17 protein-coding genes are annotated in these 23,978 nt (G+C 65.9%); 11 read left to right on the top strand and 6 right to left on the bottom strand.

Annotated features, from left to right (window positions below):
- Positions 1 to 33: 33 nt before the first annotated feature.
- From rhaS to HH212_RS19610, 6 genes are all read left to right on the top strand, one after another.
- The gene (rhaS, locus tag HH212_RS19635; protein ID WP_170205561.1) at positions 34 to 996 is read left to right on the top strand and encodes a rhamnose ABC transporter substrate-binding protein; all 963 of its coding nucleotides are present in this window, start codon (positions 34 to 36) and stop codon (positions 994 to 996) included.
- Between the two features lie 237 nt (positions 997 to 1,233).
- A complete protein-coding gene (locus HH212_RS19630) occupies positions 1,234 to 2,814 on the top strand; it encodes a sugar ABC transporter ATP-binding protein (protein ID WP_170204044.1) in 1,581 nt (526 codons plus the stop codon).
- Positions 2,811 to 3,806, top strand: coding sequence for an ABC transporter permease (locus HH212_RS19625; RefSeq protein ID WP_170204043.1), 996 nt, complete (start codon positions 2,811 to 2,813; stop codon positions 3,804 to 3,806). Before HH212_RS19630 ends, HH212_RS19625 begins: the two co-directional genes overlap by 4 nt.
- Positions 3,807 to 3,834: 28 nt before the next feature.
- On the top strand, positions 3,835 to 4,878 hold the full coding sequence (locus HH212_RS19620) for an ABC transporter permease (RefSeq protein ID WP_229217367.1): 1,044 nt from the start codon (positions 3,835 to 3,837) through the stop codon (positions 4,876 to 4,878).
- 26 nt (positions 4,879 to 4,904) lie between these two features.
- Complete coding sequence (locus HH212_RS19615; RefSeq protein ID WP_170204041.1) at positions 4,905 to 6,299, top strand: FGGY-family carbohydrate kinase; 1,395 nt, start codon at positions 4,905 to 4,907, stop codon at positions 6,297 to 6,299.
- Between the two features lie 332 nt (positions 6,300 to 6,631).
- Positions 6,632 to 7,267 (top strand): hypothetical protein, encoded by a 636-nt coding sequence (locus HH212_RS19610; protein ID WP_170204040.1) that lies wholly within the window; start codon positions 6,632 to 6,634, stop codon positions 7,265 to 7,267.
- Between the two features lie 120 nt (positions 7,268 to 7,387).
- Here the strand turns inward: HH212_RS19610 and HH212_RS19605 are convergent, their stop codons facing one another.
- Positions 7,388 to 8,221 carry a hypothetical protein gene (locus HH212_RS19605; protein WP_170204039.1) on the bottom strand — a complete coding sequence of 278 codons (834 nt, stop codon included), beginning with the start codon at positions 8,219 to 8,221 and terminating at the stop codon, positions 7,388 to 7,390.
- A 97-nt stretch (positions 8,222 to 8,318) separates the two neighbouring features.
- Between HH212_RS19605 and HH212_RS19600 the strand changes: the two genes are divergently transcribed.
- Positions 8,319 to 11,609 carry an nSTAND1 domain-containing NTPase gene (locus HH212_RS19600; RefSeq protein WP_255486840.1) on the top strand — a complete coding sequence of 1,097 codons (3,291 nt, stop codon included), beginning with the start codon at positions 8,319 to 8,321 and terminating at the stop codon, positions 11,607 to 11,609.
- Positions 11,606 to 11,971, top strand: coding sequence for a DP-EP family protein (locus HH212_RS19595; RefSeq protein WP_170204037.1), 366 nt, complete (start codon positions 11,606 to 11,608; stop codon positions 11,969 to 11,971). Before HH212_RS19600 ends, HH212_RS19595 begins: the two co-directional genes overlap by 4 nt.
- Positions 11,972 to 12,025: 54 nt before the next feature.
- Here the strand turns inward: HH212_RS19595 and HH212_RS19590 are convergent, their stop codons facing one another.
- Entirely contained in the window at positions 12,026 to 12,484 is a 459-nt protein-coding gene (locus HH212_RS19590) for a putative adhesin (protein ID WP_170204036.1), read from the bottom strand.
- Between the two features lie 92 nt (positions 12,485 to 12,576).
- Entirely contained in the window at positions 12,577 to 13,311 is a 735-nt protein-coding gene (locus HH212_RS19585) for a RhiA family protein (protein ID WP_211172374.1), read from the bottom strand.
- 201 nt (positions 13,312 to 13,512) lie between these two features.
- Between HH212_RS19585 and HH212_RS19580 the strand changes: the two genes are divergently transcribed.
- Positions 13,513 to 14,157 (top strand): hypothetical protein, encoded by a 645-nt coding sequence (locus tag HH212_RS19580; protein ID WP_170204035.1) that lies wholly within the window; start codon positions 13,513 to 13,515, stop codon positions 14,155 to 14,157.
- Between the two features lie 89 nt (positions 14,158 to 14,246).
- Here HH212_RS19580 and HH212_RS19575 read toward each other — a convergent pair whose 3' ends face one another.
- A complete protein-coding gene (locus HH212_RS19575) occupies positions 14,247 to 17,486 on the bottom strand; it encodes a beta-galactosidase (protein WP_229217366.1) in 3,240 nt (1,079 codons plus the stop codon).
- Positions 17,487 to 17,833: 347 nt separating this feature from the next.
- Here HH212_RS19575 and HH212_RS19570 point away from each other — a divergent pair, with 347 nt between their 5' ends.
- Positions 17,834 to 20,917, top strand: a complete 3,084-nt coding sequence (locus tag HH212_RS19570) for a TonB-dependent receptor (RefSeq protein ID WP_170204034.1) — start codon at positions 17,834 to 17,836, stop codon at positions 20,915 to 20,917.
- Positions 20,918 to 20,964: 47 nt separating this feature from the next.
- Here the strand turns inward: HH212_RS19570 and HH212_RS19565 are convergent, their stop codons facing one another.
- Positions 20,965 to 22,038, bottom strand: a complete 1,074-nt coding sequence (locus HH212_RS19565; protein WP_170204033.1) for a glycoside hydrolase family 43 protein — start codon at positions 22,036 to 22,038, stop codon at positions 20,965 to 20,967.
- A gap of 256 nt (positions 22,039 to 22,294) precedes the next feature.
- Between HH212_RS19565 and HH212_RS19560 the strand changes: the two genes are divergently transcribed.
- A complete protein-coding gene (locus HH212_RS19560) occupies positions 22,295 to 22,996 on the top strand; it encodes a YjjG family noncanonical pyrimidine nucleotidase (RefSeq protein ID WP_170204032.1) in 702 nt (233 codons plus the stop codon).
- Positions 22,997 to 23,024: 28 nt separating this feature from the next.
- Here the strand turns inward: HH212_RS19560 and HH212_RS19555 are convergent, their stop codons facing one another.
- The gene (locus HH212_RS19555; RefSeq protein ID WP_170204031.1) at positions 23,025 to 23,891 is read right to left on the bottom strand and encodes an oxygenase MpaB family protein; all 867 of its coding nucleotides are present in this window, start codon (positions 23,889 to 23,891) and stop codon (positions 23,025 to 23,027) included.
- Positions 23,892 to 23,978 lie beyond the last annotated feature (87 nt).

The following is a 23,978-nucleotide window of genomic DNA, read 5'->3' as shown; positions in this document are numbered from 1 at the left end:
AAGGGTCTGCTGCTGGCGCTGGGCGCCGCCGGCATGCTGGCCGGTATGGCGGGCTGCGACAAGAAGCCGGAAAAGACGCGCATCGCCATGGTCGTGAAAAACCTCGGCAACGGCTTCTTCGACGCCGCCCACCAGGGCGCCGACGAAGCGGCGAAACAGCTCGGCAACGTCGACGTCATCTACACCGGCCCGACCACGCCCAGCGCCGAAGGCCAGATCGAGATCATCAATTCGCTGATCAGCCAGAAGGTCGACGCCATCGTCATCTCGGCCAACGACCCGAATGCGCTGGTGCCGATCGCCAAGAAGGCGATGGCGCGCGGGATCAAGGTGGTGTCGTTCGACAGCGGCCTGGCGCCGGAAGGCCGGCAGATGCAGCTGAACCCGTCCAACGCCCGGCTGATCGGCGAGAAGCAGATCCAGATGGCATCCAATGCCATCGGCGGCGCCGGCGAAATCGCGATCCTGTCGGCCTCGGCCCAGGCCACCAACCAGAACATCTGGATCGGCGTGATGAAGGACGTGCTGCAGAAGCCCGACTACGCCAAGTTGACGCTGGTGGCCACCGTGTACGGCGACGACCAGTCCGACAAGAGCTACCGCGAGGCGATCGGCCTGCTGCGCAGCCACCCCGGCCTGAAGGCGATCATCGCCCCGACCACGGTCGGCATCGTCGCCGCCAGCAAGGCGGTGGTGGACGAGCACCTGGTCGGCAAGGTGCACGTGACCGGGCTCGGCTTGCCGTCCGAGATGGCCGGCCACGTGAAAAGCGGCGCGGTGAAGGAATTCGCGATCTGGAACCCGATCGACCTGGGCTATGCCGCCACCTTCGCGGCCGACCAATTTGTGACCGGCAAGGCCAAGGCGGCGCCGGGCGCCAAGGTATCCGTGGGCCGGCTGGGCGAGGTGACGCTGGATGCCAACGGCGAAGCGGCGCTGGGGCCGCCGTTCACGTACGACAGCGGGAATGTCGAGAAGTTTGCGAAGATGTTTTGAGGCTCCGGCAAATCGAGCGTTGCCATGTGAGCCGCGCTCGCCGAAGGCACGTCGTTCCCGCGCAGGCGGGAACCCATACCGCGTAACCGGCATCGTCAGCGCCAGCCATGCTGCACGTTCAGCATGGGTCCCCGCCTGCGCGGGGACGACGTGCGTACTACGACACAAAAAATATTACGTCACTGCTTACACGCCAGCCGCCTGTCATCCACAGCTGCTTAAAACCATATAAACCGTATGCCAGTCACCCTCCCCTCCAGCGCCTCCGCACCCGCCGCCGGCGCCGCCCCCGGCGCACCGGTCCTGCAGCTGGCCGGCATCTGCAAGCGCTTCAACGGCATCCACGCGCTCAACGACGTCGACCTCACCGTGCGCGCCGGCGAAGTCATGGCGCTGATCGGCGAGAACGGCGCCGGCAAGTCGACCTTGGTAAAAACCCTCACCGGCATCTACCGCCCCGACGCCGGCAGCATCCTGCTGGACGGCAAACCGGTGGCGTTCGGCAGCCCGCAGGAAGCGATGCGCGCCGGGATCACCGCCGTGCACCAGGAAACCGTGATGTTCGACGAACTCTCGGTGGCCGAGAACATCTACGTCGGACGCCAGCCGACCGCCAAGGGCGGCCGCATCGACTGGGCGCGCATCGAGGCCGAGGCCGAGGCGCTGTTCGCGCGCCTGGAGGTGTCGCTGCCGGTGCGCGCGCGAGTCAAGGACCTGTCGGTGGCGCAGCGCCACTTCGTCGAGATCGCGCGCGCCCTGTCGCAGGATGCGCGCGTGGTGATCATGGACGAACCTACGGCTGCCCTGTCGCAGCGCGAGATCCGCGAGCTGTACCGCATCGTGGCACAGCTGCGCGCGGCCGGCACCGCCGTCATCTTCATCTCGCACAAGTTCGACGAGATCTTTACCGTCGCCGACCGCTACACCGTGCTGCGCGACGGCCGCTTCGTCGCCGACGGCGACCTGGCCGCCATCACGGAAGCCGACCTGGTGGCGCTGATGGTCGGGCGCGCGGTGCACGACGCCTACCCGAAGGCGCAGGCCCCCATCGGCGCGCCGCTGCTGGAGGTCGAGCACTTCCGCCACCCGACCGAGTTCGACGACGTCTCGTTCACGCTGCGCCGCGGCGAGATCCTCGGCTTCTACGGCCTGGTCGGGGCCGGCCGTTCGGAAGTGATGCAGGCGCTGTTCGGCATGACGCCGCACGTGCGCGGCACCGTGCGCCTGGACGGCAAGGAAATCACGATCTCCACGCCCGCCGAGGCCATCGCCCACGGCATCGCCTACGTGCCGGAAGACCGCCAGCACCACGGCGCCCACTTGAGCCTGCCGATCGTGCAGAACGTCACGCTGCCGATCCTGTCCCGGATCGGCCTGTTCCTGCGCGGCCGGCGCAACGAGGAGTGCCGCATCGCGCGCCACTTCGCCGAGCAACTGGAACTCAAGGCCAGCCACCTGACCCAGCACGTGTCCGAACTCTCGGGCGGCAACCAGCAGAAGGTCGTGCTGGGCAAGTGGCTGGCCACCGACCCGAAAGTCATCATCCTCGACGAGCCGACCAAGGGCATCGACATCGGCTCCAAGGCCGCCGTGCACCACTTCATCAGCGACCTGGTAACGCGCGGCCTGTCGGTGATCCTGGTGTCGTCGGAACTGCCGGAAGTGCTGGGCATGGCCGACCGCGTGGTGGTGATGCAGCAGGGCCGCGTGCGGCGCGTGTTCGCGCGCGGCGAGGCCACGCCGGAAATCGTGGTGGCGGCGGCGTCGGGCCTCGAACTCGATGCCGGCGCCCCGGCGGAACGAAAGGAAAGCGCATGAACGGTCTATTCAAACAGCGCGAGCCGCTGCTGGCGCTGATGGTGGTGGCGCTGGTGCTGGCGGTGGGCGTGGGCGCGCCGGTGTTCCTGTCGGCTGCATCGCTGGCCAACCTGGTCACCGACAGCACGCTGCTGGTGATGCTGGCGCTGGCGCAGATGCTGGTGATCGTCACGCGCGGCGTCGATTTGTCGGTGGCGTCCAACCTGGCATTGTCCGGCATGGTGGCGGCGATGCTGGCTTCGCGCCATCCGGAACTGCCGCTGGCGCTGCCGGTGCTGGCCGCGTGCGCGGTCGGGCTGGCGCTGGGCCTGGTCAACGGCTGGCTGGTCGGCACCCTGGCGCTGCCGCCGATCGTCATCACGCTGGGCAGCATGAGCGTGTACCGCGGCCTGGTGTTCGTGCTGTCCGGCGGCACCTGGGTGTCGGCCCACCAGATGCCGGCCAACTTCGTCGCCTTTCCGCTGACGCGCCTGCTCGGCATGCCGAACCTGGTGTGGATCGCCGCCGCCGTCACGCTGGCCATGCTGTTCATCGCCAGGCATACCCGCTTCGGGCGCGACCTGTACGCGATCGGCAACGCGCCGCACTGCGCCGGCACCATCGGCATCCCGACCGCGCGGCGCCTGCTGTGGACCTACGGCCTGTCCGGCCTGGTGGCCGGCCTGTGCGGCTACCTGTGGGTGGCGCGCTATGCGGTGGCCTACACCGAAGTCGCCTACGGCTTCGAGTTCACCGTGATCGCGGCCTGCGTGATCGGCGGCGTCAGCATCGCCGGCGGCGTCGGCAGCGTGACCGGCGCGCTGCTGGGCGCCCTGTTCCTGACCGTGATCGGCAACGCGCTGCCGGTGTTGCAGGTGTCGCCGTTCTGGCAGAGCGCCCTCACCGGCCTGGTGATCCTGGCGGCGGTGCTGGTCAATGCGCGCGGCAACGGCAAGCGCAGCCGCCAGATCCTGCCGCTGCACAAGAACGCGCTCGAACAGCGTGCCCACTGAAAGAGACCGACACAACATGGAGCGCCGCGTGAACAGCACCGCCCTGCCGACCGACCCCGTCCAACCCGCGCAGCCGTCGACGCCGTCGACCTCGCGCTATACCATCCTCGACCGCGAGACGCGCGGCTTGAAAGACCTGTTCGGGCGCTGGGAGGCGCTTCTGGCGCTGCTGCTGGTGCTGGTGTTCGCCGCCAACAGCATCGTCCTGCCGCACTTCCTCGACCTCTACAACCTGCTGGACGGCACCGTCAACTTCAGCGAAAAGGCGATGATCGCGCTGCCGATGGCCTTGCTGATCATCTGCCGCGAGATCGACATCTCGGTGGCCGGCACGCTGGCGCTGTCCTCGGTGGCGATGGGCCTGGCCATGCACGCCGGCGTGCCGCCGGCCGCGCTGCCGCTGGTGGCGCTGGCCTGCGGCAGCGCCTGCGGCCTGCTCAACGGCGTGCTGGTCACGCGCTTCGCGCTGCCGTCGATCGTGGTCACCATCGGCACCGTGTCGCTGTACCGCGGCCTGGCCAGCGTGGTCCTGGGCGACAAGGCCTTTACCGGCTACCCGCAGCTGATGGCCGACTGGGGACAAGGCTATTTCTTCGGCATCGTGCCGCGCGAATTCGTGGTGCTGCTGGTGCTGGCCGCGGTGTTCGCGCTGGTGCTGCACACCACCACGTGGGGCCGCCGCATCTACGCCATCGGCAACAACCCGGACGCCGCGCGCTTTTCCGGCATCGCCGTGGACCGCTACCGCCTGGCGCTGTTCATGCTCACCGGCGCCATGGCCGGCCTGGCGGCGTTCTTCCTGACCGGCCGCATCGCCAGCACCCGCCCCAACATCGCCACCGGCTGGGAGCTGGAAGTGATCACGATGGTGATCCTGGGCGGGGTCAGCATCGCCGGCGGCGCCGGCACCATCGGCGGCGTGCTGCTGGCGGTGCTGACGCTGGGCGTGGCCACCTACGGCATGTCGCTGGCGAACATCCCGGGCATCTACATGACCATCGTGGTCGGGGTGCTGCTGCTGGTGACGATCGCGCTACCGCGCCTGCTGCGTGCGCGCGCGGCGCGCAAGTGATGCGCCCAAGTGAGGCGCCCGTGACGATGCACACGAACGACGCCCTGATCGTCCTCGACATCGGCAAGACCAACGCCAAGCTGGCCCTGCTCGACGGCGATGGCGCGCTGCTGGCCGAGCGGCGCCGTCCCAACGCGGTGCTGCACGACGGCCCGTATCCGCACCTGGACACCGAGGGGTTGTGGCAATGGCTGCTGGCGACCTGCCGCGAGTTCGCCGCGCGGGCCAGCGTCTCGGCCATCGTGCCGGTGACGCACGGCGCCACCGCGGCCCTGGTCGACGCCCACGGCCTGGTGCTGCCGGTGCCCGACTACGAGTTCGCGTTCGACTTCGACGCTGCCGGCGCCGGCGCCGCCTACGAAACCGTGCGCCCCGCCTACGACGAGACCTGCTCGCCGCTGCTGCCGGCCGGCCTGAACCTGGGCCGCCAGCTGGCCTGGCTGCAGCAGGCGTTCCCGCACGACGTCGCGCGTGCGCGCCACATCCTGATGTATCCGCAGTACTGGGCCTGGCGCCTGTGCGGCGCGGCGGCCGGCGAGGCGACGTCGCTGGGCTGCCATACCGACCTGTGGAACCCGTACACCCAGCGCTATTCGTCGCTGGTCGAGCGCATGGGCTGGCAGCGCCTGCTGCCGCCGCTGGCGCCGGCCTGGGCCTCGCTCGGCACGCTGCGCGCCGAGGTGGCCGATGCCACCGGTTTGCCGCGCGCCTGCCAGGTCCTGTGCGGCATCCACGACAGCAACGCCTCGCTGCTGCGCTACCTGGACCAGGACGGCGCCGATATGCCATCGACTGCGCCGCGCACGGTCCTGTCGACCGGCACCTGGATCATCGCCGCCGCCTTCGGCATGCCGCTGGACGGCTTGCGCGAGGACGCCGACATGCTGGCCAACACCAACGCGTTGGGCCGGCCGGTGGCGTGCATGCGCTTCATGGGCGGGCGCGAGTTCGGCGAGCTGGCCGGCGCCGATCCCGAAACCTGCGCGTTGGACGACATCGAACGCGTGGTCGCGCAGGGCACGCTGGCGCTGCCGTGCTTTGCCGCCACCGGCGGTCCGTTCGCCGGGCGCGCGGGCCGCATCGACGGTCCGGCGCCGCTTGACGCGCGCGAACGCTATGCGCTGGCGACGCTGTACACGGTGCTGGTGACCGATTACTGCCTGGACGCGCTGGGTGCGGCGGGACCGGTCGCGGTGGAAGGCAGCTTCACCGCCAACCCGTGGTTCGGCCCCGTGCTGGCGGCGCTGCGGCCGGGGCAGCCGGTCAGCTATTCGGACGATGCCAGCGGCACCACCTGCGGCGGCTGGATGCTGCGCCATCGCGCGCGCCCGGCGCCCGGTTCGAGCACGCCGGTGGCGGCGCTGCCGATAGCGGGGCTGGATGCGTACCGGCGGCGCTGGCTGGATGCGCTGCGGGCATAAACAGCGTCAATCCTGGTTCAGCCATCGGTCGATATCACGGCAAGCGTCGAGCCGGACCGATTCGAATTCGTCGCGGTCGTTTTTATTTGCCAGATCCATGTGAAAACTTATAGTCGGCAAGAGCACGGGCGGTAAAAACATCATTAAGAACCGATCTCAGTATATTGAGCTAGGTTCTTGATTGCCGCTTGCGCGAAATGCTGTGCAACCCGGGCATCGCCATGGAAGACGCTATAGATAGGATCCCGGCCTGCCGGAAAAGACGTGCTAAGATAACAATCTTCCCAACGTGCTGTGCGTTTGCGGCTACGACCTCTTTTGCGGAGTCCAATATGCCTTTCTCGCGGACCGACTTTATTGCCCTGTTTGCCCTTGCTCCCAAGCCCTATGCCCAATATGAAGCAACCTGTGGCGGTAAAGACAAGCTCTATGCTCTGTTCCATACCTTAGGCCAAGTCCACTTTGTCCGCTTGGTTCAGGGTTTCTATCCGGACCAGCTCAAATCGATCATGCTGGGGCTGAGTACCCTCGAGTTGCAGCAGGTGGGGAATATGACATTACCGACCCTAGTATCCCTGCGAGAAGTTAATGCCACCTGGATAAAGAATGTGCTGCGCGTGCTGACCAATGTCAGTCCTGTCGTATCCGTGCAAGTAGCGCCCAACGCCATCGTTCAGACCCTCGTCCATCCCGCTCGGACCAACCAGCTCGTAACGGAAGTGAACGCGAACATGCAATCCCCACGCAATTTGATCTTCGATCATAAAGGCATCTGTGTTGCCGAAATCAATTTTTCCAACCACGGCATGACGGCCACCTCCGGCCATGCCCATATTTACCCGGTCGGTGCCATGCCGATTACCGGCCACCATGTAAGCGGAGTCCCGCATTTCGGTCAGGGCGACTACCCGGCGGAATGGCGAGCCCTGCCGCCGGGGATCACGCCGGTGCGCCCGCTGTGGACCTGATCCAGCTCACGTCGATCATTCCACTTGAGTACACCCAGGTGAAGCACAGCCATTGAAGAATGCGCGCAGCCAACAAGAACGTCATCTAGCGGCTCGGTAGTTGAGCGCCCTTCCCCGGGATCACGCGGCGGCGGGCCTAAGGCAGTCGCGCACGGCGCGACAGCATGACTCGGCCACCACTTCCTGCCTGGCGATGGATAGATCACCGTCCAGGTCGAACTGATCGCTCCAGACGATCGTGGCCATGGCTATATCGAACAGACGCAGATTGGCGCGTGCACTCGTACGGTCTACCCGGACGCTGCTTTCCAAAACATGCGTAACACCCGCAGTACGCGCCCGCCCGCCCGGCTCCAGCCCAGGGCTCGACGCCGGTAGCATCACGAAGTCTGCGCCGAGTTCCAGATGCAGCCGATGGATGATTTCGTCATTCAGCCCATGGATGAAATCGCACCCGCCACGGTCCGACGTGCAGGCGTTCGGCACGAATGCAAGCCGTTTGTTCTCTATATCCACGCTGAAGCGTTCTATATGCGCCACGTACGCGCCGGCCGGAATCGTGATGCGTACCGGATCATTTTTTCCATCCGATTCGTAATACGCTTCAAGGCGCCTGCGCAGGCGGCCAACTTGTACCCGAACCACCGGATCGTCCGCGGGAGAATATGTTCGCGGATCACGTCGGAACAACTCGATTCCGATCTCGAATTCACCAATCTTTTCGGCACTAGGCCTATATAGTGCAGAAACCATATAACGCAATAACGGTCCGGCGCGACGTGCTTTAAAAAAATGCGGGCTATTCAACAATCGCTCCAACTGCGCCTGTACCTCGACGGCGATTTCGACTTGTCCATCTCCCGGCGGTATCGGCGTCGCCGCGCCAGCCCCGGCAACAGGTTGCCGCATCGAAAAAATAGCAGTATTGATAATATTCTCCAGCAGAGGTAACATCAAAGAGAAAAGCGTCTGACGTATACTTTATGCACGCCGGGCATTTTCTGCCTTCCGAAAACCTTACCCTGCAAGTTGTTGATTCAAAAGGCATTTGATGTCAAGATCAACGGAAAAGAAGGTTTTCCCAGCTTTCCGGTTCGGCGATTGGCATGTCGAAACCGGTGCGAATGCCATATTCCGGAACGGAATACGTCGCCAGATCGAGCCACGTGCAATGGATTTACTTACCTTTTTGTGCGAAAGACCAAATCAGGTGATTTCCGCCGATGAAATCGTCGCACGCTGCTGGGCCAATGCTTTCCAAGGCGATAATTCGCTACACAAGGCGTTGAGCCAATTGCGACACGCGCTCGGCGATTCCGCCGTGAGTCCGCGTTATATCGAAACGATCAGAAAACGCGGCTACCGCACAATTGCCGATATATCGCCATTGGCGCACGAAACATCCGATCCCCTCTGGCGCGATCGATCGCCATTTCGCGGGCTGGAAGCGTTCGAACCCGAACATGCCCCCGTTTTCTGCGGACGAGACAGTGCGACCCACGTACTGAAGCAGATGTTGCTCGCCCAATTGAATCGGGGATGCGCAATGCTGCTGGTGCTGGGGCCGTCCGGGTCCGGCAAAACGTCCCTGGTGCAGGCTGGGTTGCTGGCGCACCTGTCGAAAGGACGCGAAGCTGGTATTCGGCTCCGGACATGGCTGACTTTCGACTGTGCCGACCTTGGTGGCGCAAGCTTGTTCGCGGGTCTCGGCAGCGTCTTGCTCGACTGCGAGATCGACGGCAAACCGCTGTTCCACGATCAGAGCGCTGCATCGCTCGCACTGCGGCTAGCAGAAGACATCGCCTGGGTCGAAGCGCATCTCGGCGGTGCGCTGGCAGGGCAAAGAATCTTTCTGTTCATCGACCGACTCGAGGCGATCTTCCGGATCGGACATCTGCACGACAAGGAACGTGCAGCATTCTTCGAATGCATCGAACGACTTGGGCAAATGGGTATCATCGCCATTATTGCCTGCCGGAATGACTTCTATCATCATGTAATGGGATTCGCGGCAATGCGTGCACTCAAGGCGCGCGGTGGACATTACGACTTGAATCCTCCGGATGCGCTGGAAATGGCGCGCATCATCCGGCAGCCGGCCCACGCCGCAGGATTACGCTTTGAAACGGACGCCACAAGCGGTGCCAGCCTGGACGACCTGCTATGCCATGCGACGCATCGGGGAACCGATGCCTTGCCGCTTTTGGAATATTGTCTACAGGAACTTTATCGACGTCGCGACAACCAGAATATGCTGCGGCTTGCCGTGTTCCATGAATTGGGCGGCATCGAAGGAGCGATCAGCGTCCGTGCGGAAGAAGTGATCGCTACCTTGAGCAAGGCGGAAGTCCATGCCCTGCCGCAGGTGTTGTCGCGGCTGGTCATGCTGACCGACGACCAATCCGCCGTCACCGCCAGGCATGCGCCATGGGCATCGCTGAAAGCGGGTGCCGAGCAGGATCTGGTCAAAGCGCTTGTCGAAGCACGATTGTTCGTAACCGACTTCATCGCCGGCACTCCCACTTACGGCGTCGCGCATGAAGCGCTGTTGCGTCGATGGCCGCGCGCGCAAGACTGGATCGAGAAACATCGCGAATCGCTCCGGCTGCGTACCCGTATCGGCGCCCAGGCGGCGCGCTGGCGCGAACACGGCATGGACAGCGGTCTTCTGTTGCCACCAGGAATTCAAGCGCGTCAGGCCAAGGCGCTGGTTCGTCAGCGCGAACTGGACCTGGATCGACTCGAACTGGACTTCATCGCCGCATCGGTCAGAAAAGTCGAACGATACGAACGGGTACGCCTTTTGATTTCGGTTCTGGTCGTTACGTTGGCGCTGCTTGCCGGAGCGCTCGGCGTTGCCGCGTTCGCTGCGCAACGGCGTGCGGAACGACATCGTGGCGAAGCGGAAGGGCTGGTCACCTACATGCTGGGCGAACTGGTCGACAAGGTCAGGCCGCTCGGCAGGCTTGACCTGCTCGACAGCGTGAGCGAGCGCGCCCTGCTTTACCTGTCCGACATGAGCCGGCTGCAGGCACGCCCGGTAGCGCTGACGCAAAGATCAAAAGCCTTGCAGGTGATCGCCGAGGTCAAGATCGCACGCGGGGATCCGGCTGCCGCCACGGCAGCCCTGCTCGCGGCACGCCAAATTCTCGGCGAACTGGCGCGTATGCAACCGTCGAACCGGGAGGTGCTCGCGAATCTGGGTGCGAATGCCTTCTGGCTCGGCCAGATACATTTTGACCATGGCGAATGGGACGCCGCGTCTCGGCAATTCCAGGATTACCTCGACTTCAGCAATCAGGTAGCGCAACTGGCCCCCAGCGATCCGGACACCTGGATCGAGCAATCTTATGCGCATAACAGCCTCGGAAGCACGGCCCTGAAACGCGGCAAACTCGCGCTTGCCGCCACCGAGTTTTCCGCATCGGTGGCCTTGAAGTCGCGGGCATTGGAACGCAAGCGTGGCGATCCCACCCTGACCGCGGACCTGGCCGACAGCATTTCCTGGTTGGCCAGCACCAAAACCCGACTCGGCGAGCTGGATAGCGCCATGCGCCTGTTCCGGCGCGAGCAGGCGCTGCTGCAACCATTGCAGGATGCCGTTCCACAAAATGGCTTATGGATGCATCGGTATGCGTTCGCCCTTTGGCACCAGTCAGAGCTGTACATGGTTGCTGGCAAGAAGCGCGAGGCCATGATCCTGCTGGAACGTAGCGCACTTCTTCTAGGCCGGCTCGTGCATTTGGATCCCAGCAACCGGAACTGGCGCATGGACATGAACAACGCCGAATTGAAACTGCTGGAGCTGGACATAGCCGGAACCGACGGGCGTGCCAGCCCGGAACGCCTGGATGCTCTGTACCTGGCCTTCGACCGGCTTCTCGCCCAGGAGCCACGCAACACGACTCTGGCGAGACTAACCGCTTCGGCCTTGGTCACCAAAGCGCAATCGCAGCGCGGACACGGCCAGCTTGCGAAGGCTCGCGCGACGCTGGCGCCGGCGCTGGCCGCGTTGAGCCACCAGCATACGACGGCCCCGGCGGATACATCGATAGCGGATGCGCTGGCAACGGCGCTGCTGGTGCAGGCACAGATCGAACAGGCGCTGGGCGCTACCGCGGAGTCGGAACAAGCGTGCCGGGCAGTAGAAGACTTGTTCGCGCCCTCGGTGGCTACCAGCCTCGATTTCCGCATCCTCTCGGCTTGGGTACGCGCCCAATATTGTCTCAGAACGCCCCAGCGCGCTGCGCCTTTTCTCGGCAGGCTGGACAAGATCGGGTTTCACGATCCGAGATTTCTCGAAGCACTTCACTTGACCGACGATCGAAAGGAAATAGAATGATTCAACCGGTACATGTACAAACAAATTTCTACCAAGTCCAGGTCTTGATACGGACCGACGACGACGGCAACCTGGACTTCACTTACATACCCGACAAGGTCAACATCGATACGTCGAACGCGGTGATCAGCTATCAGCTGGTCGAAGCGCCTGCAGACACTACTTTCTGGGGGATGCAAATTTTGCCCGCCAACCAGGACGCCTTCGGGGCGCCACAGATTAGTGGCAATGGATACATGCTCTCGATTAATGACGTCAATGGCAACAAGGAGCCGAATGTGTACTCGGTGTCGCTCATGCTGTCCCAACCGGGCAATGGCATTCTGCTGTCCGATCCGCAAATCATCAACCGCCCTGGTTGATCGCTACGCGATGCCGGCGCTCTGCCCGGCATCGCGTACGTGTCGCCGCCTAATTTATCTAGCCAGTACTAACGGGTTCTTCGCGTGCTCGATAGCGGTGCATGCAGCCCAGAAACAGCGAACGATGCCACCTTCTATTCGGAATGGCTCAGCACGCTGCCACAATGCCGACAGCGACGTCGGGCTTTCGACCCCGATGATATGTGGTCCACCCGGCTTGAGATGGATACCGCGCGGCGGATGGAGCAGGTAATTCGGCGCCTTTTCTCCAGCCGCATAATGCACCGGCGTATCGCTGACCAGAACATTACTACTCGGGTTCTTGATACCCAGCATACTGATCAAGTCACGATTTTCCAGCGCCTGGCCGGTCGCATCCGCTATCGTCGCACCCGGCGGCGCCAGCACCCAGAATTCGAACCCTTCCGGCACGATCGTTTCGCCCGTGTATTCGAAGGTGCCATGGCCGCTGAAGATCACGTCCAGACCCGTTGTCTGGATCGGGTGTTTCAACTTCCTCACGTGTGACCAATCCAATGTCATACGATTCTCCTCGATATGTCCGATACGGTGGCCGGGCGGGTCGAGCCACCCGGCACTTCATCTTACGAATACTGGACGGCGAACGATCCATTGGCGTTCTGGATGACGGTGGCAGTCATTTGCGGTTTCCCAGTAAAATCAATTTCTGCCGGAACCGTAGTGAAAGCCTTCACGTCGATGATTTCGCCTTGGGTGAATGCCCCGTCAGCAACGTAGAACTTAACGACTGGAATGATCTCAAAGGTGTCGTTAGGCTCGGCAGCGAAGGTCGCCACCGGCGCTGGAATACCGGTGCCGGTCGGTTTGGCCATGCCGAACACGTAGTTGAAGTCGCTTGTGAAATCGGTATTCGCCTTGATCTCGAAGGCGCCGGCATTCGCGACGCCACCGGTCGTCGTGCCGAAACCCGCGGGAGAGGTTCCCTGGAATACCACGCCGTCGCGGGAACTGGTATTGACGGCCGCCACCCCGCCTTGGTGCACGACAACGGAAGGCGACAACGCTTCCGGAACAGTGCCCCAGTAGGCGTCAATAATGTCGGTATACACGAGCGTGTCGATGCCGCCATTGCGCACGCTGGGGAAAGTGACCCACGCGTTGGTGAACACTTGCACCTGCGAACCGGCGGAAGTCACGGTGGGCGGTTCCGAAAAGACGACGTAGCTTTTCGGGAAACCGGACTGGTTATACACCTGAATAGTATATTGGGCCATGATTGTCTCTATAAAAAATGAGCGGTCGATGCCGCGGATGGGTGGGTGAACATGACACGAGGTCTTGAACACGGAATCCATCATCGCGCCTGCAAGGCATCGGCATAAGTAGCACTCAAGTAACGTTACGCGCTGTTACGGCTGGGACGGCAAATGTCGCACGCGCATCGGCGTTTTCGAGCGTCCATGTGCGGTACCTAGCCGGGACGATCCCATCCAAGGCCCCGCCCCTCGAGTTCGATGATTTTTTGCTATGATCAGTGATCGACAGGCCTTTCGACTACCATGACTCTTGAACCTCATCCCGAGCGACGCTCGGCGGACCGGCGTACCGATGGCGTCACCGCAAAAATCTTGCGCACCATGTTCGCCATGCGGCGCGGCTTCGGCAGCGGTGCCGCGAAAAATCTCTTGTTGCGCAACGGTCTCGACGAGGAACTGATCGAGCGCGTATTGGCCATTCCCGAAGACCGCCGCGTGCAGCGGCGCCGTACCGACGAGATGCCGTCCATGCCTGCGGATCGGCGTGACAGGCCGGCTGTCGACGATGACGAAGCCGTCACGCTCGACGCGGCCGGCATGGCAATCCTGTACCGCCTTCGTTTCGAAGTGGATACCGGCATGCAGAGAATCACGATCGCCGAGTGTCCGGCCGATTTGATGCGTTTCGCGCTGATTCAGTTGGACGAGGACGGCAAGCCTGCGATCACTGCAAAGGGGCGGCAGGCGCTCAAGCACTTCGCCTGCGTACGCGCGCTCGACCGCATTCAAAGCGGCGTGGACGCGATCCCGATGAGCGAGGAAATCCGGACCTGGCTGGAATCGAACCTGTTCATGCAGCGCATCGGCAACGGCTACACGGTCACCGAGCTCGGCGTCGGTTGGCTGGAATTCAACCGGACGATTTCCCAAAAGCGGGCGGTGTCGTAGCGACCGGCAGGACCAGCAATTCGATCATGCCGGCGCTCCGGCGCATGGTCGTTCGCTTTCGAATCCGGACGTATTGACGAGCATACCCGCTATCCGCCTCCTCCGCCAGGCGTCACGCTTGCCGGCGCCACCCCGCCGCGCACGGCGCGCAGCGTCACCAGCCGCACCGGCTCCAGCGCATTCTCCGGCTTGCCGTCGGTGGTCACCGCCAGCGCGATGGTGTTGTCGCCGTGCGGATCGAGGATGCCCGGCGGGATCACGAAAGTGCGCTGCGGGCCGACGTGGGCGATGAACTGGCCCATGTTCCAGCCGTTCACGAAGATCAGCGCGCGGTTTTCGCGCGCGGAGCGCGGCTGCGCGGCGTCGCCGAAGGCCAGGCCGAGCTGGACGTCGTGGCCCTCGGGCAGGTCCAGCTTGACGCGGGTGCGCAGCCAGTAGGTGCCGGGCGCCGGCGGCGCATCCTCCGCCCTGGCCGCGGCCCAGCCGGCGTCCGCCGTCGCAGCGGCGCCGGTGAGCGGCAGGTACCACCCTTCCCGCTCGCCGTACAGCCCGCCGTTGTTGAGCGGCCCGCGCAGCTTATCGAAGATGTCCTCGCCGCCGCGGTTGCCCTGGATGCGCCACTCGATCGGCACGGCGAAGCGGCGCCCGCCCTTCGACGTCAGCGAGGCCGATATCAGGCCGCGCGCCTCGCGGTGGGCGTCGTCCGCCATCAGGTCCCAGTTGTGCGAGTTGTTGCGCACCATGGCGGCGATCACGTGCCGGCCCGGCGCCAGGTCGCCCAGCGCCAGCTTGACGCTGTCGGTGGTCTCGGGGAAGGAACGGCCGGTGTCGAGTTCGTGCTGGCCGGCGAAGCGGCCGTCGACCCAGACCTGGAGCATGCCGCCGCCCCCGCCGCCGTAGAACAGTTCCAGCCGGTCGGCGCGGACGGCGCCGATGTCGACGTGGCCGCGGTACCAGACGTCGCCGTGGTGAAAGCCGTAGTCGCTCATCGCCAGGGTCGGCTGGCCGCGCTCGGGCAGGGTCCAGGTCTGGGCGGCCGAGGCGCGCCGGTCGGCCTTGGCCCAGGCGCTGTCGTCGAAGGCGGGCTGCGCCTCGGGACTGTCCATGCGCCGCGTCCAGGCCGCGCGGCCGAGGTCGGGCAGCGCCACGCGCGCGGGGCCGGGCACGACGCCGCTCCTGACGCTGCCGTCCGGCTGCGCGCGGAAAGCCAGGGGCTGGCCGTTGAAGCTGAGCGCGGCGAAGGCCGGCCCCCAGATTTCCAGCGTGCTGTCCTCGGCGGTGTCGCCGGTGAGAGCCAGCGTGCCGCCCGCCAGCGTGCTTGATCGCACCAGCGCCGGCGTCAGCTGCAGCACCTTGCCGGCGTCCGCGCCTTTACCTACATCCTGCAGCCAGAAGCGCTGGCTGGTCGCTTCGTCCGCCAGCAGCAGGAGCAGCGGCGCCCGTCCGCCGCCGCTGATGCGCACGCGCGCCAGGCCCCCGTGCGTGTAGGCCAGGCGCAAATCGCCGCGCCCGGCGTCGAACCTGGACGCCACCTGCCCGGCCAGCACCTCGACCTTGGGCGCGCCCGCGTAGCGCAGCACGGTCTCGGCCTGCTCGCCGCCGCGGCCCTGCAGCAGCACGATGTCGCGCGCGCCGTTCCGGAATTGCGCCTGCAGCTCGGAGGTCGAATACACCAGGCGCTGGCGCTGCAAATCGACGCCGGCCAGCAGCATCTTGCCGTCCTGGCCGTTCAGGCGCGATTCGATCGTGTAGCTGCCGTCGCGCGTGGCCAGGTCGAAGCGGAAGCGGTCGTCGCCGGTGAGGTCGGACGGGCTGTGCACGGCGAACAGCACGTGCGCGCCGAGTTCCTGGTTGACGTTGTGGTAGACCTTGACCCTGTCGCTGGTCGTCTTGACCGGCGCGCCCTTGTCCATGCGCGCCAGCACCGGCTCGGCCGCCTGCACGAACATGCCCTGCTGCTTCAGGCCCAGCGCCTTGGGGCGCAGGCCGCGGTCTTCGGCGATCGGCGCGCCGTAGTCGTACGAGGTGTACACGATCGGCCCCGGCAGCCAGCCCCACGAGGTGCCGCCGAAGGCCATGTACAGGTTGTGGATGGTGATGCGATTGATCAGGTCGGTGCCGTAGAACACGCGCTGATAGCCGGTGCCCTGGCGCTGGGCGGTGCAGTCATACGTGCCGTTCGAGCCCCAGTAGTCGAACCAGCCGGCGCCGATCTCGGCCAGGAAGCCCGGCGTGGCGGGTGAGGACAGCGCGCCGGACTTCGGTCCCGGCGCCGCATACATGCCCCAGTCGGGCGCGCGCGCCGGGCCGCGCGGGTCGGCGTGCACGTCGCAGGTGCCGCCGGGGTAGCCGTCGAAGGCGTACAGGTCGGTCGGTCCCGGATTGGTCCAGGGCGCGCCGGATCCCTTCGGCGTCCAGTCGGGCAGGCGCCCGGCGGCGTTGTGGAACATCGGTACCGTGATGCCGTCGCGCCTGGCCTTGGCGGCCAGGTGTTCCATCATGCGCGCGTGCTTGGGCTCGACCTTGCCCAGCTCGTTCTCGAGCTGGTAGGCGATCACGTTGCCGCCGCCATTCGTTATCTGGTGGCGCGCGATGATGGCGTTAATCCGGGTCATCCATTCGTCCATGGCGGCCAGGTAGACCGGATCGTCGGTGCGCGCCTCGGCCTTGTTGCGCAGCATCCAGCCCGGAAAGCCGCCGCCGGACAGTTCGGCGTTCACGTAGGGGCCGGGACGGGCGATGACGTACATGCCCTCTTCCTCGGCGGTCGCCAGCGCGCGCTCCATGTCGCGCACGCCCGTGAAATCGTAGACGCCCGGCGCCGGCGAATGGTAGGCCCAGTCGAAATAGAAGGAGACGCCATTGAAGCCGAGCGCCTTCATCTTCTGGATGACGTCGCGCCACTGCGCCGGGTCGGGCAGGCGGAACGGATGGATCTCGCCTGACCACAGCACGATGCGCTTGCCGTCGACCAGCAGCGAGTACCGGTCCCAACTGACCTGCCTGGGCTCGTTCCTGGCGCCCGCCAGCGGCGCCGCCGCGACGCCGGCTGCCCGCACGGCCTGCGCGGCCGGCGGCGCTTGCACTGGCCGCGCTTGCACCGCCGCCGCATCCGAGGCCTGCGGAATGCCCAGTTCCTGCGCCACGCCGGCGCCGCCGAGCGCCGTGCCTGCAAGCGCGGCCAGCACCAGCCGCACCAGCCGCGCCAAGCGCGTCGGCAGCGCCAAGCGCGTGGGCGCGGCGACGCACTGCATCACATCCTGCATGGCATCCGCACCTGCCGCGCCGCACGCGGACGGCGACGCATCGTTCGAAGCAAAACTCGGCACCGGCTCGTCTCCTGATGATCGTTATGGCGCGTATTGTCGCCGCGATCGCGCATGTGTTGGCCAAATGCCATGCAAGCGCTCAACAACATGATTATTCCATCGCCGCGGGAATGCGGCGCGGATTTCGATGGCGGGTTGCGGCTACCATCGACGCGTCAATACCGGCGCAGCGCGCCGGCTTCCGGACCCCAAGCAGCACGCCGGACCGGCCGCGGCGCCCGCCGCATGGCCAGGCTTGACGACCGCCCGCGCCGGCCCCGCGCCGCCGGGCGCCACGCCGTTCCTTCAGTCGCGACAACAGCGCCCGCATCGACGGGAGCATTACAAGAACGAGGAGATACCGCACCATGAAACCTGCCCACGAACCCACGCCGCGCGCCGGAACGCGCCACGGCACCGGCTGCCGCCGCACCCTGGTCAGCCTGGGCGTGCTGGCGATGCTGGCATCGCTGCAGGCGCACGCCCAGCAGAGCGCCGCCGCAGCCGATGCCGCCGCGCCGCAATCCAGCACGGCCGCACCCCTTGATACCAACACCGACCCGGTCGACGCCAACGCCGCGCGCAGCGCGCCCAAGGCGGTGGAAACGGTGGTCGTCACGGGCTTTCGCGCCAGCCTGAACAGCGCCCTGAACACCAAGAAGAACGCCGACGGCATCGTCGACGTGATCAAGGCCGAGGACATCGCCAAGTTCCCGGATGCGAACCTGGCCGAGTCGCTGCAGCGCGTGCCCGGCGTGGCGCTGGCGCGCGGCGACGGCGGCGAAGGCAAGCAGATCACGGTGCGCGGCCTGAACGCCGGCTTCACCCGCGTGCGCATCAACGGCATCGAGGGCGTGGCCGCCACCGGCGCATCGGACATCAACGGCAGCACCAACCGCGGGCGCGGCTTCGACTTCTCCGTGTTCGCCTCGGAACTGTTCAACAGCCTGGAAGTGCGCAAGACGTCCGAGGCGGCGGTCGAGGAAGGCTCGCTCGGCGCCACCGTCGACCTGCGCACCGCGCGCCCGTTCGACTTCAAGGGCCGCACCGTCAGCGTCGGCGGCCAGGAGTTCTACAACCAGCTGTCGAAGAAGACCCAGCCGCGCGTGACCGCCCTGCTGTCGGACCGCTGGGACACCGCCTACGGCAAGGTCGGCGCGCTGGTCTCCGGCGCCTACTCCAAGCGGCGCGCCACCGAGGAAGGCTACGAAGCGGTCGAGCTGCTCAGCGCCAGCGCCGACGGCGGCTTCTGCTCGCCGCTCGGCGCCGCCCAGAACCCGGCCAACAGCGCCGTCAAGGGCATCACCCCGACCGCCTGCGGCTTCGGCGTGCCGCGCACCTCCGACCCGGCCGCCTACAATTCGGTGTTCGGCCGTACCGACAACTACGGCGGCACGGTGGCGACGCCGGCCGCCGGTTCCGGCGCCTACGCCCCGCGCATCCCGCGCTACCGCCGCTCGCAGACCGACTACGAACGCACCGGCATCACCAGCTCGTTCCAATGGCGCCCGGCGCCGAGCACCGAGGTGAACCTGGACCTCATGTACGGGAAATTCGCCAACAAGCGCTACGACAACTACATCGAGGCGATCTCGTTCGGCCGCACGCTGGCGCAGGCCAACGGCAAGCCGCAGACCTCGATCCTGGAAACGCACTTCGACGGCAACGGCAGCTGGGACTACGGCCGCTTCAACGGCGTCGACGTGCGCACCGAGGGCTTGCTGGACGTGTACGACACCACCTTCCGCCAGCACGTGCTGTCCGGCAGCCACAAGTTCAGCGACACCGTCAAGCTGAACTTCCTGACCGGCGCCTCGAACGCCAACCTGAACGAGCCGATGCGCGCCACCGTGCAGTTCGACGCGCCCAACGTCAACAACTTTTCCTGGGACTTCCGCAACAACCGCAACGTGCCGACGCTGAACTTCGGCACCGACATCGCCAATCCGGCCAGCTTCGGCTTCGCGCCGCAGGATGCCGACGGCACCGTGCACGGCCAGTTCGTCGGCCGCTACCTGGACACCACCAACAAGCTCAAGACCTCCGAGGTCAACCTGAGCTGGGAGATGAACGACCACCTGACCAGCCGCTTCGGCCTGTCCAAGCGCACCAATACCTGGTCGAACTTCGAGATCGGCTCGGGCGGCAACGGCTTGACGCTGCCGTCCGGCGTGACCATGGCCAGCATCTCGCGCCAGATCACCGGCTTCGGCAACGGCCTGGGCGGCAGCGGCGTGCCGTCGCAATGGGCGGCGGTCGACCTGAACAAGTTCCTGGCGGTGTACAACATCGAGTGCCACTGTTCAGCGGTGCCGGGCTCCGAGTACAACGTGCTGGGCCAGGCCAACCGCCGCGTCGAGGAAAAGATCGACGCGCTGTACGGCATGGTCGACTTCAACTACGACCTGCTCGGCATCGGCTGGCGCGGCAACGTCGGCGTGCGCGGCGCCGACACCAAGGCCACGTCCACGGCGCTGATCGCGGTGAACGGCCAGCTGCAGCCGAACACCGGCACCAAGAAATACCGCGACTGGCTGCCCGCCTTCAACCTCACGGCGCAGCTGCCGAAGGACGTGTTCGTGCGTTTCTCGGCCGGCAAGACGCTGTCGCGCCCGGAGTACGTGGACCTGGCGCCGTCGGCCACGGTCTCGCAGATCGCGCAATCGGTCTCGATCGGCAACCCGAACCTGGACCCGATCCGCGCCAAGACCTACGACCTGCAGGCCGAGTGGTACTACGCCAAGAACGCGATGGTCTCGCTCGGGTACTTCCGCAAGGACATCGCCAGCTTCATCCAGACCGTGTCCGAGCGCGCCACCTATTCGTCGCTGGGCCTGCCGAACGACCTGCTGGTGTTCGGCGGCTGCTCGCTGACCGGCACGCCGGTGTGCCCGACGCTGCCGAGCACCGAAGTGGTGGTCAGCCGCAAGGTGAACACCGCCGGCGGCCCCTTGAACGGCCTGGAATTCAATTTGCAGGCGCCGTTCAGCTTCCTGCCGGGCTTCTGGAGCAACTTCGGCTTCCTGGCCAACGCCACCGCGGTGAAGTCGAAGATCACCTACATCACCCGCGTCGACAACCCGCGCACCGCCGCCAACGAACAGCTGACGCAGGTGGCCAACTTCACCGGCCTGTCGCCGCGCGCGCACAACCTGACGCTGTTCTACGAGGACGCCAAGTTCAGCGCGCGCGTGTCGGCCGCGCACCGCTCCAGCTACCTGCTGGCGGTGCTGGGCGACGTCAACGGCCACGACTACACCACCGTGGACGGCTCGACCAACGTCGACGCCAGCATCTCGTACAACCTGACCCCGCAGCTGCGTCTTTCGGTGGAGGGGCAGAACCTGACCGACACGCCGCTGCGCTACGGGCGCGATACGCAGCGCAACGACACGCTGCTGTACGTGCATTCGGGACGCTCGTTCGTGCTGGGGTTGAACTACAAGTATTGATGCGCACGGGGCGGATACGACGCCGCGTATCACCGCGTGTGCCGTTTTCACCGCTTCATGTCCGCCACCGGCTCGCCGAAATCCGGCGTGCCGTCGGCGCGCCAATGGATGACTTGCGCGCGCGTATGCCGGTTCGGGTCATTCAACGAATCGCCGGGGATGTCGCGGTAGTTGCGCGCGTGGTAGACCAGAATGTCCGTCTTGCCGTCCGGCGTGGTGGTGAAGCTGTTGTGCCCCGGTCCCCACTGGCCGTTGGCGGGGCTCGACTTGAACACCGGCTCGCGCGACTTCGACCACGATGTCGCATCCAGCAGGTCGGCATCCGCGCGCGCGGTGAGCATGCCCATGGCGTAGCTGGCGTCGGTGGCGCTGGCCGAGTAGGTGAGAAAAACGCGGCCATTTTTCACCAGCACCGCCGGCGCCTCGTTGACGTCGAATTTCACTTTTTCCCACGCATACTCGGGTTTCGTCAGCATAATGGCCGGCCCGGCGATCGACAGTGGGCTATCCATGCGCGCGATGTAGATGTTGGTGCCCTTGCTGCCATCCGGCGCGCGCTGGGTCCACACCAGGTAGCGCTGGCCGCGGTGGGCGAAGGTGGTGGCGTCCAGCGAAAACGATTCCCAACCGGTCTTCAGCTGGCCGCGCTCGATCCACGCGCCGTCGAGCGGATCGGCGGACGCGTTCTCCAGCACGTACAGGCGGATCGCCCACTTGTCCTCGGCGCGGCCGGCGGTGAAGTACAGGTACCACTTGCCGTCGATGCGGTGCAGTTCCGGCGCCCAGATGTGCGCGCCCATTTCGCCGCTGGCGTGCTTGCGCCAGACCGTCTTCGCCTCGGCCTTGCCCAACTCGTCCAGCGAACGCGCGCGGCGCAGCTCGATGCGGTCGTATTCGGGCACGGTGGCGGTCAGGTAATACCAGCCATCGGCGGACAGGCTCACCTGCGGGTCGGCGCGCTGGCGCACGAGCGGGTTGGCGAACACGGGTTCGGCGGCCTCGGCCCGGGCGCCGGGGTCGGCTCCGCTGGGGGCGTGGTCGGCGGCGCAGCCGGCCAGGACGGCGGCGAGAAGGATGCCGGACGCGACACGCGCCATGGGGAAACGCGGGATGCGGATCATGGAAGCTCCAAAAAAAATGCCAGCCATGGTCGGATGGCTGGCGTAACGAGACACAAAGTGAGACGCATCCGAGTCATTCTATGCGATCGATCCGCGCCCATCATGCCCTGCCGCCAAACAATCACGACGCTGAGCGCTGCGCCCGGCGAACCATCCTGCGGCGTTCCAGCGCACCGGCCCGACGCCAATGGCCCGCATCCGGCGGCGATCGCCCGTGCTATCATCGCCGACCCGCGCCACGATGGAACGCCGCACGATGAAGCACGCCCTCTTCCTGTTCGACCTGGATGACACCCTGCTCGACTTCAAGGCCTCCGAACGGCTTTCCTTCACCCGCACGCTGTGTGCACTGGGCCTGGCCGATGGCCTGGAACCGCTGTTCTGCGACTACCAGGCGATCAACCTGGCGCTGTGGCGGCAGTTCGAACTGGGCGCCGTCTCCAAGGACTTCCTGAAGGTGGAACGCTTCCGCCGCACCTTCGCCGCGCACGGCCTGGACCTGGATGCGCACGCCGCCAGCGGGCTGTATCTCGAATCGCTGTCGGACACCGTGGTGCTGGTCGACGGCGCCCGCGAAGTATGCGAACAATTGGCTGCGCTCGGCGAGGTCGGCATCATCACCAACGGCGTGCACCACATCCAGCACCGCCGCATCGCCAGTTCCGGCCTGCAGGACCACATCTCGTTCGTGGCGACGTCGGAGGCCTGCGGCTTCGCCAAGCCGGACAGCCGCTTCTTCGCATTCACCACCAGGATGGCGCGCGCCTTCGACCCGGACAAGACCGTCATCATCGGCGACCGCCTGGACGCCGACATACTGGGCGCCAACCGCTTCGGCATCGACGCCTGCTGGTTCAATCCGGGCGGGCTGGCCAACGCCTCGGAGGCGGTGGCGCATTACGAGGTGGCGCGCCTGGGCGAGATCGTGCCGGCGTTGACGGGACCGCGCCGCGCGTGATGCGGAGAGCCGCCCGCCACCGTGCAGATCACGGTGGCGGCATCTGCCAGCCTGCCGCAACCCGCCGCGCCGCCTGGCGCGGCGGCGTGTCCCCCAGCGGCAGCAGCCCGGCCACTCGTGCCAGCACGCGCACCAGTGCCGCCTCGCCGGCGCGCAGCCCGTACCCGCGCAACTGCGGCAGCGAGCGCACCGGTTCCGGCACGATCTGCACGGCGGCGCGCACCAGCAGCCGCTGCAGCGGGCGCAGCGGCGCCGGCAGGATCGGCGCCGCGCACATGATGCGCAGGAACTCGGCCAGGATCGCCGACCCTTCCAGCCCCGGCGCAGTGGCCGCCAGCAGCGCGTCCCAGGCGGCGCGCGAGCATGGTGCGCCGGTAGCGCCGTACAGGCGCGCGGCGGGCCGGCCTTCGGCAAAGGCGGCATCCATCTCGGCCGCCGACAAGGGGCGCACGTAGCGGTGGTAGGCCTCGGCGAAGCCGAAGCCGGCGGTGGCCTGCACCCAATCGAGCAGGCGCGGGTCGTCGGCGCGGTAGGCGATGCCGCTCGGGGTGACACCCGTGACGCGCGCGTGCATGCGCGCCACGTGCGCGATCATCCTTTCGGCGTCGGAGCGCGGGCCATACACCGTCATCATGGCGGCGAAGCCGGTGCGGCGCAGGCGCAGCACCGGGTCGCGGCGGAAGCCGCTGTGGTCCCATACGCCGGAGCGCACCGACGGTTCGGCCAGTTCCAGCAGCACCGCCGCCACACCGCCGATGAACAGCGCCACCGGATTGGCGAACACGCGCCAGGACACGCCGTGCGCCGGCGCCAGCGCCGGTTCGCCGGCCGGTCGGCTGAAATCGAAGGCCATGCCGGGCGGCGGGCGCGCCAGGTCGCGTAGTTGGTCCAGCATCGCACTTCCTCCTTGCGGCGATTGTAATCGTGCCCTGGCAAGCGCGCGGCGCAAGACGCAAAAAAGCGCCGGCCCTCCATCGGAGAA

Source organism: Massilia forsythiae (genome assembly GCF_012849555.1).
Taxonomy (GTDB): domain Bacteria; phylum Pseudomonadota; class Gammaproteobacteria; order Burkholderiales; family Burkholderiaceae_D; genus Telluria; species Telluria forsythiae.
Note: the sequence above shows the minus strand (reverse complement) of the source record. Positions and strands in the feature narration are given on the sequence as shown.

Coding starts and splice junctions, on each gene's coding strand:
- rhaS (WP_170205561.1), top strand. CDS start 34: ATGCTGGCCGGTATGGCGGGCTGCGACAAGAAGCCGGAAAAGACGCGC.
- HH212_RS19630 (WP_170204044.1), top strand. CDS start 1,234: ATGCCAGTCACCCTCCCCTCCAGCGCCTCCGCACCCGCCGCCGGCGCC.
- HH212_RS19625 (WP_170204043.1), top strand. CDS start 2,811: ATGAACGGTCTATTCAAACAGCGCGAGCCGCTGCTGGCGCTGATGGTG.
- HH212_RS19615 (WP_170204041.1), top strand. CDS start 4,905: ATGCACACGAACGACGCCCTGATCGTCCTCGACATCGGCAAGACCAAC.
- HH212_RS19610 (WP_170204040.1), top strand. CDS start 6,632: ATGCCTTTCTCGCGGACCGACTTTATTGCCCTGTTTGCCCTTGCTCCC.
- HH212_RS19605 (WP_170204039.1), bottom strand. CDS start 8,221: ATGTTACCTCTGCTGGAGAATATTATCAATACTGCTATTTTTTCGATG.
- HH212_RS19600 (WP_255486840.1), top strand. CDS start 8,319: ATGTCAAGATCAACGGAAAAGAAGGTTTTCCCAGCTTTCCGGTTCGGC.
- HH212_RS19595 (WP_170204037.1), top strand. CDS start 11,606: ATGATTCAACCGGTACATGTACAAACAAATTTCTACCAAGTCCAGGTC.
- HH212_RS19585 (WP_211172374.1), bottom strand. CDS start 13,311: ATGATGGATTCCGTGTTCAAGACCTCGTGTCATGTTCACCCACCCATC.
- HH212_RS19580 (WP_170204035.1), top strand. CDS start 13,513: ATGACTCTTGAACCTCATCCCGAGCGACGCTCGGCGGACCGGCGTACC.
- HH212_RS19570 (WP_170204034.1), top strand. CDS start 17,834: ATGAAACCTGCCCACGAACCCACGCCGCGCGCCGGAACGCGCCACGGC.
- HH212_RS19565 (WP_170204033.1), bottom strand. CDS start 22,038: ATGATCCGCATCCCGCGTTTCCCCATGGCGCGTGTCGCGTCCGGCATC.
- HH212_RS19560 (WP_170204032.1), top strand. CDS start 22,295: ATGAAGCACGCCCTCTTCCTGTTCGACCTGGATGACACCCTGCTCGAC.
- HH212_RS19555 (WP_170204031.1), bottom strand. CDS start 23,891: ATGCTGGACCAACTACGCGACCTGGCGCGCCCGCCGCCCGGCATGGCC.